The organism is Pseudomonas sp. BIGb0164 (genome assembly GCF_024810135.1).
Lineage (GTDB): Bacteria > Pseudomonadota > Gammaproteobacteria > Pseudomonadales > Pseudomonadaceae > Aquipseudomonas.
This window is the reverse complement of record NZ_JANUEA010000009.1, coordinates 197903-209319: the sequence shown is the minus strand read 5'-3', so window position 1 is coordinate 209319 and position 11417 is coordinate 197903. Positions and strand designations below refer to the sequence as shown.

General features: G+C 58.7%; 10 protein-coding genes, 1 tRNA gene and 2 pseudogenes. 8 read left to right on the top strand and 5 right to left on the bottom strand.

From position 1 onward, the window contains the following. Positions 1-234: 234 nt before the first annotated feature. The 3 genes and pseudogenes from M2394_RS23270 to M2394_RS23260 all read right to left on the bottom strand — a co-directional run bounded on the left by M2394_RS23270 (position 235) and on the right by M2394_RS23260 (position 2522). Positions 235-1077: pseudogene (locus M2394_RS23270) on the bottom strand (chromosome segregation protein SMC). Between the two features lie 98 nt (positions 1078-1175). Then, a pseudogene (locus M2394_RS23265) lies at positions 1176-2224 on the bottom strand (DNA/RNA helicase, superfamily II protein); the annotation flags it as partial. Next, positions 2223-2522, bottom strand: coding sequence for a hypothetical protein (locus tag M2394_RS23260; RefSeq protein ID WP_259174708.1), 300 nt, complete (start codon positions 2520-2522; stop codon positions 2223-2225). The pseudogene M2394_RS23265 and the gene M2394_RS23260, both read right to left, overlap by 2 nt. 210 nt (positions 2523-2732) lie before the next feature. On the opposite strand from M2394_RS23260, the gene M2394_RS23255 reads away from it, so the two are divergent. Next, positions 2733-3041 (top strand): DUF3077 domain-containing protein, encoded by a 309-nt coding sequence (locus M2394_RS23255; protein WP_259174707.1) that lies wholly within the window; start codon positions 2733-2735, stop codon positions 3039-3041. Between the two features lie 165 nt (positions 3042-3206). Here the strand turns inward: M2394_RS23255 and M2394_RS23250 are convergent. Continuing rightward, a tRNA-Leu gene (locus M2394_RS23250) sits at positions 3207-3291 on the bottom strand. Positions 3292-3399: 108 nt separating this feature from the next. On the opposite strand from M2394_RS23250, the gene queA reads away from it, so the two are divergent. The 6 genes from queA (at position 3400) to M2394_RS23220 (ending at position 9477) form a co-directional block, all read left to right on the top strand. Beyond that, the gene (queA, locus tag M2394_RS23245; RefSeq protein WP_259174705.1) at positions 3400-4449 is read left to right on the top strand and encodes a tRNA preQ1(34) S-adenosylmethionine ribosyltransferase-isomerase QueA; all 1050 of its coding nucleotides are present in this window, start codon (positions 3400-3402) and stop codon (positions 4447-4449) included. 5 nt (positions 4450-4454) lie between these two features. Beyond that, positions 4455-5570: a tRNA guanosine(34) transglycosylase Tgt gene (gene tgt, locus M2394_RS23240; protein WP_032803964.1), complete on the top strand. Its 1116-nt coding sequence runs from the start codon at positions 4455-4457 to the stop codon at positions 5568-5570. A gap of 43 nt (positions 5571-5613) precedes the next feature. Continuing rightward, entirely contained in the window at positions 5614-5952 is a 339-nt protein-coding gene (gene yajC, locus M2394_RS23235; RefSeq protein WP_003175975.1) for a preprotein translocase subunit YajC, read from the top strand. Positions 5953-6015: 63 nt separating this feature from the next. Beyond that, the gene (gene secD, locus M2394_RS23230) at positions 6016-7887 is read left to right on the top strand and encodes a protein translocase subunit SecD (protein WP_178921609.1); all 1872 of its coding nucleotides are present in this window, start codon (positions 6016-6018) and stop codon (positions 7885-7887) included. 9 nt (positions 7888-7896) lie between these two features. Further along, on the top strand, positions 7897-8811 hold the full coding sequence (secF, locus tag M2394_RS23225; protein WP_178921611.1) for a protein translocase subunit SecF: 915 nt from the start codon (positions 7897-7899) through the stop codon (positions 8809-8811). A 123-nt stretch (positions 8812-8934) separates the two neighbouring features. Continuing rightward, the gene (locus M2394_RS23220; protein ID WP_178921613.1) at positions 8935-9477 is read left to right on the top strand and encodes a glycine zipper 2TM domain-containing protein; all 543 of its coding nucleotides are present in this window, start codon (positions 8935-8937) and stop codon (positions 9475-9477) included. Between the two features lie 206 nt (positions 9478-9683). Here M2394_RS23220 and suhB read toward each other — a convergent pair whose 3' ends face one another. After that, positions 9684-10499: an inositol-phosphate phosphatase gene (suhB, locus tag M2394_RS23215; protein ID WP_003175971.1), complete on the bottom strand. Its 816-nt coding sequence runs from the start codon at positions 10497-10499 to the stop codon at positions 9684-9686. 145 nt (positions 10500-10644) lie between these two features. On the opposite strand from suhB, the gene trmJ reads away from it, so the two are divergent. Then, on the top strand, positions 10645-11415 hold the full coding sequence (gene trmJ, locus M2394_RS23210; RefSeq protein ID WP_178921615.1) for a tRNA (cytosine(32)/uridine(32)-2'-O)-methyltransferase TrmJ: 771 nt from the start codon (positions 10645-10647) through the stop codon (positions 11413-11415). Positions 11416-11417: the final 2 nt, after the last annotated feature.

Sequence of the window (11417 nt, the reverse complement as noted above, 5' to 3'; positions counted from 1 at the left end):
AGCAGTACAAGGCCATCCACTAAATCCAAAAACGCGTTCACAGCTTAATTTGGCTGTTCTTACAACGCTGCTTTCGTAGATTGAGATTTTTGTTCTCGAATTTGTTGACCTGGCTTTATGCCTCCCTTATTTAATCTGGTCCATTGGCGTTGTTTTGTAGAGATTTATTCGTGGGGGGCTTTGTTCTGCCCGAAACAACCTGTTTTTCGCAGGCTGCTTCGGGGACGGTTCAAGTTAGGCGGCCAATAGATCCGTCAGGCTGTGTTGGCGAGAGCGATTTGCGAGTTCTTGCCAGGTCCAGCTTCCAAAGCGCTCGCCCTGTTCAGGGATATCCAGCTTCATCAATGCAACCGGGTCTCGATTAATCAGGTCGCGTGCGGCCCACAACTTACCGCCTGTTTCCAGCAGCGCTTTCGCGGCCTCATTCCATTGTTCCTCCAGCACAATGTTCGCCAGGTGAGCGGCTTTTTTCTCGATCTTGGCGCGTTCTTTTTGTGCCTCTGTGATGTGCAGATCAATCGTTACCAGCTCTTGTTCCAGGGCGGTAATAAGCAGTTGTTGACGACGATGATGCTCAACCGCAGTTGTGAGGTTTTTTGCGGCCTTTTGAGCTTCGGCATTTGCCGCTTTCTCGCCCTCCAAATCGCCCCAGGCGACAGCCTGTGCATAAGCGGTGGCTGCGTCCGTTTCAGCTTATCGAGCCTTTGCCATGTCTTCCTGATCGCTCTGACGGACCTGCTGCAACCGGGCCTCGATGCTGCTGCGCTTTTCGTTGAGCTCCATCTCGTCGGCTTTCCAGGTCGCCATGGTGCTGATGTAGCCCGCAGCCAAGCTTTCGCGGTTCGCCAGTGCCTCAAGGCGATCAATCTTTTGGTTCAGGGTGCGGATCTCAAGATCTCGCGAGTCGGTGCGTCTTTTGTGATCGTTGATTTCATCCTGCACGGCCCGTTGACGGCCCTGTTGGATAGCCTCAGGACTTTCCAGCGCCTCTTCGAAGGGCATTAAATCGCGCTGAATGCTCTCCATTTCGAGGGTCAGTGTGTCGCGGCGGTCTTTCAGTTCTTGGATAGTATTCATCTGTATTGTCTCTGGGGACTGCGGTTGATAGGGATGGTTGTCGAACGGCTGGCGAGGCCGGTAATGAGCCGGCGCTACCTCGATCAGCAGGCATGCCATCAGGCGGCCTTGGCCTCGCTTTCATCCGTTCCAGGAACTGTCTTCACCACATAGCAGCGTTGAGGTCCTAACCCCGGCAGGCGAGTCAAGCTGTACGCCTTTCCGTCGGTTCCCGGCTCGAGCACGCCCCGTTGCAGCAGCTCCTTGTTCACCGCACTGATATTCATGCCCTTGAAGATCTCGGCCTTCCAAGCTTCAGGCAGAACGTAGTAGGTATTGGTGGTGTGCAGGGCATCCCCCATGCAGTGTTCCATCGTCTTGCGAAAGCCCAACCGATCAATCGTGCGTGGGCCGTGCTCATCGATTTTGGCGGCCGCAGATTCCCATCGGGTGAAGCGGCTTTCTCCAAATCGCTCGATGACTTGGCGTAGCCGCGCCAAGATCGCATCCCCCTCGAAGTTACCGGCGCCGCCACGTTCAGCCAGCCACGCATGCAGGCAAACCCGTGCTGCGGTCGCGGCCGTGCCATCCGGCCAGCCGGTGACACCAAAGGCGGTGGCCAACTCTCCGGCCGCTGCTGCGAGGCCAAAACGAAGTGCGGCACGCTGCGCTTGACCACTGGCCGATGCAGGCAGGTTTTGGGTGATGAACTGCTCTACTGTGCGGCGAATGATCACCGTCCATCTGAGCATTTCTCCTGGCGCGCACAGTGCGTGCAGGAAAGTGGTGAGGGGAGTGCCGTAGTATTTGGCTACACGGGCCTTGAGCGCATCGGAGAGGGCGGCTGCGTCTTCGAAACCGTTCAGCACATCGAACATGCCGAGGCCCTTGCTGGCATCCGCTGGCACCGCAAGCATGCGCACCTCCATGCCCGCTTTGAGCTCCTTGTTTGCATCCGCCATGTGCTGCGCCAATGTCTTCTCGCCGGTCGAGAGAAACAGCAAGCGCCACTCCTGCACCTGTCGGCCCGCCTGTCCTCGATCATTCGCCCGGGCCTTACCGGTGCTGATGCCGAGCATGTACACCGTTCGCCAATGACGCGAATGACACAGATGGCGCTTCCGTGGGGCGTCAGGAGGCCGTCTGAATGTGCAGCGGTGATGGATTCAGTTCGTGTCTGTCGGGCACAGTGAATGCGTAAGATGCAGTTCGACCGACTTACGTCCGAGCAGATTCAGCAGCATTAATCGGGTTGCAGGACACGATTTTATTCCCGCATCGTTCACCAACCCATGCTGACTCAACGGAAATTTTTCGCCACAGATACTGACTTTCAGCGACAGCAGCCTCTGCGCTACCTTCTCTTCGTCGCTTTCAAACCAGCGACCGGACTTGAGAATCCGAGAAACAATAGGCGCATAGGCGCCACCATCCATTAGACTGTTGGCGCTTTTTTGTGCTCGCATGTCTGTGCCATGGCGGCTATGCGTGGGAGACCTTCGGGTCTGCCGGGTTCCTATTGTCCCGGTTTCTCAGCCCGCGCATAGCTGCCACCCATTCGCATGAGAAACGAACGTGGCAGCTCTCTACATTAGGAGCTAAGCAATGAGCGTTTCTGATAGATCGTATCTTCGCAATCCCACAACCCCCACCTCCACCTATCTGGGAGGTGCCCAATGATCAACCCGCCCCTCAACAAAACCCTCGGCGTCATCACCTTTTCCACCTGCGGCAAACAACCCAGCCTTCACCGGCTATTTCGCGTCAATTCCGGTGTGCCCATTCGTGATGCCTTGGAGCACGCCTCCGAGCTTCTCCACTGTTCAAAAATGCTGGCGTTGGATGCAGCGATGGATAACAGCTCAGATCGCTACGCCTGGGCGGCGCATTATTTGGGAGAGATGGCAAAGGCAGTGGTGGATGATTTGGCGAATGGGATGTTGCCGAATGGGGTGGTGGAGGAGGGTGAAGCGGTTGGTGTGTAGGCGGGTGATTTGACGGTGTTGGGGCTGGCGTCTTCGCAGGCAAGCCAGCTCCCACAGGGGGGTTGTGTTTCAAGGTGGAGAGGGCGGTGAGCAGTGATTTCGCTGGCTGCCCACTTTTCTGCAGGCGAAAAAAAAGACCTTGAATTTCAAGGTCTTTTTTTAAGATGGTGCCCCGAGGGAGACTCGAACTCCCACTCCTTTCGAAAACGGATTTTGAATCCGCCGCGTCTACCAATTCCGCCATCAGGGCTCAATGGCGGCGAAGTATAGAGAGGTGATTACCGTTGGTCAATCACGTTTCATGGTCAATTTTCACTATTTCCGCTAGACTTCCCGGCCCTGCTAGACGAACCCCATCATGCGCGTTGCTGACTTTACTTTTGAGCTCCCTGATTCGCTGATCGCTCGCCACCCGTTGGCCGAGCGTCGCGCCAGTCGACTGCTGACCCTGGACGGGGTGAGCGGTGCCCTCGCACACCGTCAATTCACTGATTTGCTTGAGCATTTGCGCCCAGGCGATCTGATGGTGTTCAACAATACCCGGGTGATTCCGGCTCGCCTTTTTGGCCAGAAAGCTTCCGGCGGCAAGCTGGAAATCCTGGTGGAGCGGGTGCTGGACAGCCATCGCGTGCTGGCCCATGTGCGCTCCAGCAAGTCGCCGAAACCGGGTTCGAGCATCCTCATCGATGGCGGTGGCGAAGCCGAGATGGTGGCGCGCCATGATGCGTTGTTCGAGCTCAAGTTCGCCGAGGAAGTATTGCCGTTGCTGGAGCGCGTCGGCCATATGCCGCTGCCTCCTTATATAGACCGCCCCGACGAAGACGCGGACCGCGAGCGCTATCAAACCGTGTACTCCCAGCGACTTGGTGCAGTGGCCGCGCCGACTGCCGGGCTGCACTTTGATCAGCCGCTGCTGGATGCGATTGCCGCCAAGGGCGTCGAAACGGCTTATGTGACCCTGCACGTGGGGGCCGGTACGTTTCAGCCGGTGCGTGTGGACAAGATCGAAGACCACCATATGCACAGCGAGTGGCTGGAAGTCAGCCAGGAAGTGGTGGATGCGGTGGCCGCGTGCAAGGCGCGCGGCGGTCGGGTGGTTGCCGTGGGCACCACCAGCGTGCGTTCGCTGGAGAGTGCGGCGCGTGATGGCGTGCTCAAGCCGTTCAGTGGCGACACCGATATCTTTATTTTCCCGGGCCGGCCGTTCCATGTGGTCGATTGCCTGGTGACTAACTTCCATTTGCCGGAATCCACACTGTTGATGCTGGTGTCGGCATTTGCCGGTTACCCGGAAACCATGGCCGCTTATCAAGCCGCCATCGCCAACGAGTACCGTTTTTTCAGCTACGGTGATGCGATGTTTATCACCCGTAACCCGGCGCCGCGCGGCCCTGAGGAACAATCATGAGTCGTATGTCGTTTGAATTGCTGGCCACGGATGGTAAAGCTCGCCGCGGCCGTTTGACCTTCCCACGCGGCACCGTCGAGACCCCGGCCTTCATGCCGGTGGGTACCTACGGCACCGTTAAAGGCATGCTGCCGCGTGACATCGTCGCCACCGGCGCCGAGATCATCCTCGGCAACACCTTCCACCTGTGGCTGCGCCCGGGCACGGAAGTGATCAAGAAGCACGGCGACCTGCATGACTTCATGAAGTGGCAAGGCCCGATCCTGACCGACTCGGGTGGTTTCCAGGTGTTCAGCTTGGGCGCCATGCGCAAGATCAAGGAGGAGGGCGTGACCTTCGCCTCGCCGGTGGACGGCGCCAAAGTGTTCATGGGGCCAGAAGAGTCGATGCAGGTGCAGCGTGACCTGGGTTCCGACATCGTGATGATTTTCGACGAGTGCACCCCGTACCCGGCCGATGAAGACGTCGCGCGGATTTCCATGGAATTGTCCCTGCGTTGGGCCCAGCGTTCGAAGAATGCCCACGGCGACAATACGGCCGCGCTGTTCGGTATCGTGCAGGGCGGCATGCATGAAAGCCTGCGCAAGCGCTCGCTGGAAGGCTTGGACAAGATCGGCTTTGACGGCCTGGCCATCGGCGGTCTGTCGGTGGGCGAGCCCAAGCACGAGATGATCAAGGTGCTGGATTACCTGCCGGGCCTGATGCCCGCTGACAAACCTCGTTACCTTATGGGCGTTGGCAAACCGGAGGATCTCGTAGAGGGTGTGCGCCGCGGTGTGGACATGTTCGATTGCGTGATGCCAACCCGTAATGCCCGCAATGGGCATCTGTTCATCGATACAGGCGTGCTGAAGATCCGTAACGCGTTCCATCGCCATGATGATTCGCCGCTGGATCCCACCTGTGATTGCTACACCTGCCAGAACTTCTCCCGTGCTTATCTGCACCATCTGGACAAGTGCGGGGAAATGCTGGGTAGCATGTTGAATACCATCCACAATTTGCGTCACTACCAAGTCCTGATGGCTGGTTTGCGCGAGGCTATTCAACAGGGTACATTGGCCGCCTTCGTCGATGCCTTCTATGCCAAGCGCGGGCTCCCTGTGCCGCCCTTGGACTGAGTTTTCCGACCCTAAGATTCACTATTTGCAACTGGAGTGCTAAATGAGCTTTTTTATCTCTAACGCCATGGCTGATGCCGCTGCGCCTGCCGCTGCCGGTCCTATGGGCGGTGGTTTCGAGTGGATTTTCCTGGTCGGCTTCCTGGTCATCTTCTACCTGATGATCTGGCGTCCACAGGCCAAGCGCGCCAAAGAGCAGAAAAACCTGCTGGGCAGCCTGCAAAAAGGTGACGAAGTTGTGACCACCGGCGGTATCGCTGGCAAGATCACCAAGGTTTCCGACGCTTTCGTGGTTCTGGAAGTCTCCGACACCGTAGAAATGAAGTTCCAGAAGGGCGCCATCGCCGCCACGCTGCCAAAAGGCACGCTCAAAGCGATCTAAAGTAACAACCTTTACCAATCGACGGGGCGCGCAAGGCGCCCCGCGTTATAAGCGGGCGGCGTGATGCTGAACAAATACCCTCTGTGGAAATACGTACTGATCCTGGCGGTGCTGGCGATCGGTTTTATTTATTCCGCTCCCAATCTCTATCCTGATGACCCGGCGATCCAGATCACTGGCGCCAGCACTTCGCTGCAAGTCAATCAGGCTGACCTGGAGCGCGCGAGCAAAGCGCTCACCGATGCGGGCATCCAGGTCAAGGCGGCAACATTGGCGGCTGATGCGAAGGGCGGTTTGTTGCGCCTGACCAAGGCAGAAGACCAATTGCCGGCCAAAGACGTCGTGCGCAAGGCCATGGGTGACGACTACGTGGTCGCGCTCAACCTGGCACAGACCACGCCAAAATGGCTGCGCAGCATTGGCGCGCACCCGATGAAGCTGGGTCTGGACTTGTCCGGTGGTGTGCACTTCCTGCTGGAAGTCGACATGGACAAGGCCCTCGACGCACGCCTGAAAGTCTACGAAGGCGACGTGAAGAGCCTGCTGCGCAAAGAGAAGTTGCGTTATCGCAGCCTGCCGCAGCTCAACGGTGCCATCCAGCTGGGCTTCTCTGATGAGGCGTCCCGTGAACAGGCCCGTGCACTGGTTCGCAAGAACTTCAATGATTTCGACATCGTACCGGCCGACCTGAACGGTCAACCTGTGCTGCGTCTGGCGATGACCCCGGCCAAGCTGGCGGAAATCCGCGAATACTCCATCAAGCAGAACTTGACCACGGTACGTAACCGCGTCAATGAGCTGGGTGTGGCCGAGCCGATCGTTCAGCGCCAAGGCGCCAACCGCATCGTGGTTGAGCTGCCGGGCGTACAGGACACCGCTGAAGCCAAGCGTATCCTGGGTAAAACCGCCAACCTGGAATTCCGTCTGGCCGCTGAGCCGGGTGCTACCCGTGCCACTGCCGAGGAGTTCGAGTTCCGCGAAGGTAACCGTCCACCTGCACTGATCGAACGTGGCTTGATCATTACCGGTGACCAGGTAACCGACGCCAAGGCAGGTTTTGACTCGCAGCACGGCACCCCTGAAGTGAACATCCGTCTGGATGGCCACGGTGGCGACCTGATGAGCCGCGCCACGCGCAGCAACGTTGGTCGCAGCATGGCGGTGATCTTCATCGAGCAGCGTCCGGTTACCACTTACACCAAGCAAGTGGTCGACGGTGTAGAGAAAGACGTACCGGTACAGACCTTCAAGGAAGAGAAGAAGATCATCAGCCTGGCGACCATCCAGTCGCCGCTGGGTGCTCAATTCCGCATCACCGGCCTGAATGGCCAGGGCGAGTCGTCCGAACTGGCGCTGCTGTTGCGTGCCGGTGGCCTGGCTGCCCCGATGTACTTCGCTGAAGAACGTACCATCGGCCCGAGCCTGGGTGCTGACAACATCACCAAGGGTATCGACGCGGCCTTGTGGGGCATGCTGTTCGTGTCCCTGTTCATCATCGCCATCTACCGCTTCTTCGGCATCATCGCCACCGTGGCCCTGGCGGGCAACATGGTGATGCTGCTGGCCCTGATGTCGCTGCTGGGCGCTACCCTGACCTTGCCAGGTATCGCCGGTATCGTACTGACCATGGGTATGGCGGTAGACGCCAACGTGCTGATCTTCTCGCGGATTCGTGAAGAGATCGCGGCGGGCATGACCGTACAGCGTGCAATCAACGAAGGCTTCGGCCGGGCATTTACCGCGATTCTCGACTCCAACTTGACCACTTTGCTGGTCGGCGGGATTCTCTTTGCCATGGGCACAGGCCCGGTCAAGGGTTTTGCGGTGACCATGTCCCTCGGTATCTTTACCTCGATGTTCACGGCCATCATGGTGACCCGCGCAATGGTCAACCTGATCTTTGGCGGGCGTGACTTCAAGAAGTTGTGGATTTAAGGGGCTGCCATGTTACGTACAATCAACTTCATGGGCGTTCGCAACGTTGCGTTCGGCGTCACCGTGCTCCTTACCGTCCTGGCGTTGTTCAGCTGGTTCCATAAGGGCCTGAACTACGGTCTGGACTTCACCGGCGGTACGCTCATCGAGCTGACCTACGAGAAGCCGGCCGATGTGACGCTGGTGCGCAACGAGCTGGTCAAGGCCGGCTATCACGAAGCCATCGTGCAGAGCTTTGGTGCAACCACCGACCTGCTGGTGCGTATGCCGGGCGAAGACCCGCAACTGGGTCACCAGGTGGCCGAGGCCTTGCAGAAGGTCGGTGGCGACAACCCGGCGTCGGTCAAGCGCGTCGAGTTCGTCGGCCCGCAAGTGGGTGAAGAGCTGCGCGACCAGGGCGGCCTCGGCATGCTGATGGCGCTGGTCGGTATCATGATCTACCTGGCGTTCCGCTTTCAGTGGAAGTTCGGTGTCGGCGCCATTGTGTCGCTGATCCACGACGTGATCGTGACCGTGGGTATCCTGGCGTACTTCCAGGTGACCTTCGACCTGACCGTCCTGGCGGCTGTGCTGGCGATCATTGGTTACTCCCTCAACGACACCATCGTGGTATTCGACCGGGTTCGCGAGAACTTCCGCGTACTGCGCAAGGCGTCGTTGATCGAGAACATCAACGTTTCCACCACCCAGACCCTGCTGCGGACCATGGCGACGTCGATCTCCACCTTGCTGGCGATCGCGGCCCTGATGATCTTTGGTGGCGACAACCTGTGGGGCTTCTCCCTGGCGCTGTTCATTGGCGTTCTGGCGGGTACCTACTCGTCGATCTACATCGCCAACGTGGTGCTGATCTGGCTGAACCTCAACAGCGAAGACCTGATCCCTCCGGCCAGTACTGGCAAGGAGGTCGACGACCGCCCTTGATGGGCGTTTGTTGATCCGCTGTTACAAAGAAGGCACGAGTATTGAACTCGTGCCTTTTTTTTTGCTCCAAGGCTGGGTATAGCGCGGACGTTTCGGTCCGTTTGTGATGGTCAGGAGGTTCACGTGAACAAGTCGTTGCTGGTTGGTGCGGTATTGGGTGCTGTCGGTGTGACTGCCGGGGGTGCTGTTGCCACCTACAGCCTGGTAAAAAGCGGCCCTGAGTATGCGCAAGTGCTGGCGGTGCAGCCGGTCAAGACCCAGATCAAAACCCCGCGCGAGGTCTGCAAGGACGTCGCCGTAACCCGGCAGAAGCCGGTTCAGGATCAACATCAGATCGTCGGTACCGTCGTGGGTGCCCTGGCCGGTGGCCTGCTGGGCAACCAGGTCGGCGGCGGTAATGGCAAGAAGCTGGCCACCGTGGCCGGTGCAGTGGGTGGTGGTTATGCCGGGAACAAGGTTCAGGAAGGTATGCAGAACCGCGATACCTACACCACCACGCAGACCCGTTGTAACACCGTCAACGACATCAGCGACAAGGTGGTCGGTTATGACGTGCGTTACACCCTGGATGGCAAAGAGGGTTCGGTGCGCATGGAGCGTGACCCGGGCAACCAGATTCCGGTCGACAAAGAAGGTCGCTTGATTCTCGGTCAGAACCAGCAGTAATCCCTAAGTCTGGTGTGGTTCAAAATGTGGGAGCGGGCTTGCCCGCGAAAGCGGAGTGTCAGTCGCTGGATGTATTGACTGATCCACCGCATTCGCGGGCAAGCCCGCTCCCACATTGGGTGTATGTTGTGGCAGGAAATGCAGCGTCACCCTAATCCCAGGCATAAAAAAAGCACCCCGAAGGGTGCTTTTTTGTGCCTGCTCGCTTAGCGCTTCAGCGAAGCCGGCAGGTGCGGCTGAATCGCTGTCAGCACTGCCTTGAAGCATTTGGTGTTGCCAGCAACCACGTGACCTTTCTCAAGGAAGTCGTGACCGCCGGTGAAATCGCTCACCAGACCGCCCGCTTCCTGGATCAGCAGGGCGCCTGCCGCCATGTCCCACTCGGACAGGCCCGACTCCCAGAACGCATCGAAGCGACCAGCGGCCACATAAGCCAAGTCCAGGCTCGCAGCGCCTGCGCGACGGATGCCGGCGGTCTGACCAACCAGGGCGCGGAACATGCCCAGGTAGTTTTCCAGGTTGTCCATCTGGTCATCGCGGAATGGGAAGCCGGTGCCCAGCAGGGCGCCGTCCAGGCTGGTGCGGCCGCTGACGCGCAGGCGACGACCATTCAGTTGGGCGCCACGGCCACGGCTGGCGGTGAATTCTTCTTGGCGGACGGGGTCCAGAACAACGGCGTGTTCCAGGCGGCCACGGTATTTGCACGCGATGCTCACGGCAAAGTGCGGGATCCCGCGCAGGAAGTTGGTGGTGCCATCCAGTGGGTCGATGATCCACAGGTAGTCTTCGCCTTCACCGCTGCCTTTGTGCAGGCCGGTTTCTTCACCGAGGATGCCGTGGGTAGGGTAGGCCTTGCGCAGGGCGTCGATGATTTTCTGTTCGGCGGCGCGATCCACCTCGGATACGTAATCCTTGGCGTCTTTTTCGTCGACCTTGATGGTATCCAGGCGCTCGATGGAGCGGAAGATCAATTCACTGGCGCTGCGGGCGGCGCGCAGCGCGATATTCAGCATGGGCTGCATGGATGTGTCACCTAAGGTTGTTAAAGAAAGCCGAGCATTCTAGCAGAAACTTTCTTCAGGTGAAGGACGACGTTAGCTTTCATGGCATAACCTTAGGCTGTTCTGTAAGATTTGCTCCCCTTTCCCGTGTCCGAGAGCGCCTCCCTTGCTGCAAAACATTCGTGTCGTCTTGGTCAATACCAGTCATCCCGGCAACATCGGCGGGGTGGCGCGAGCCATGAAAAACATGGGGTTGACGCGCCTGGTGCTGGTCGAGCCCCGCGTGTTCCCGCATCACGAGGCCGATGCCCGTGCATCCGGCGCCAATGACATCCTTGAAAACGCCCAGGTCGTCGCCACCTTGGAAGATGCGTTGGTCGGCTGCAACCTGGTGCTCGGCACCAGCGCTCGCGACCGCCGCATCCCCTGGCCGCTACTGGACCCGCGCGAATGCGGGACCAAAGTGGTGGAAGAGGCCGCTGGCGGCGCTGAAATCGCCTTGGTCTTTGGTCGCGAAGATTCCGGCCTGACCAATGAAGAGCTGCAGCGATGTCATTACCACGTGCACATTCCATCAGACCCTGGGTTCAGCTCGCTGAACCTCGGGGCAGCGGTGCAGGTGTTGACCTACGAAGTGCGCATGGCCTGGCTGGCCGCTGCTGGCCAGCCGAGCAAGGTGGAGAAGGAAGAGGTTGCCTCGACCAAGAGTGGCGAGTTGGCCACCATGGACGAGCTGGAGCGGTTCTATGAACACCTGGAGCAAACCCTGGTGGCCATCGAGTTTCTCGATCCTGAAAAGCCACGGCACTTGATGGCTCGCCTGCGTCGACTTTACGGACGTAGCTCGGTCAGTCGGGCAGAAATGAATATATTGCGTGGCATCCTCACGGAAACCCAGAAGGCGGCCCGTGGCGAGCTTCTTAAGCGGAAGGATTAAAA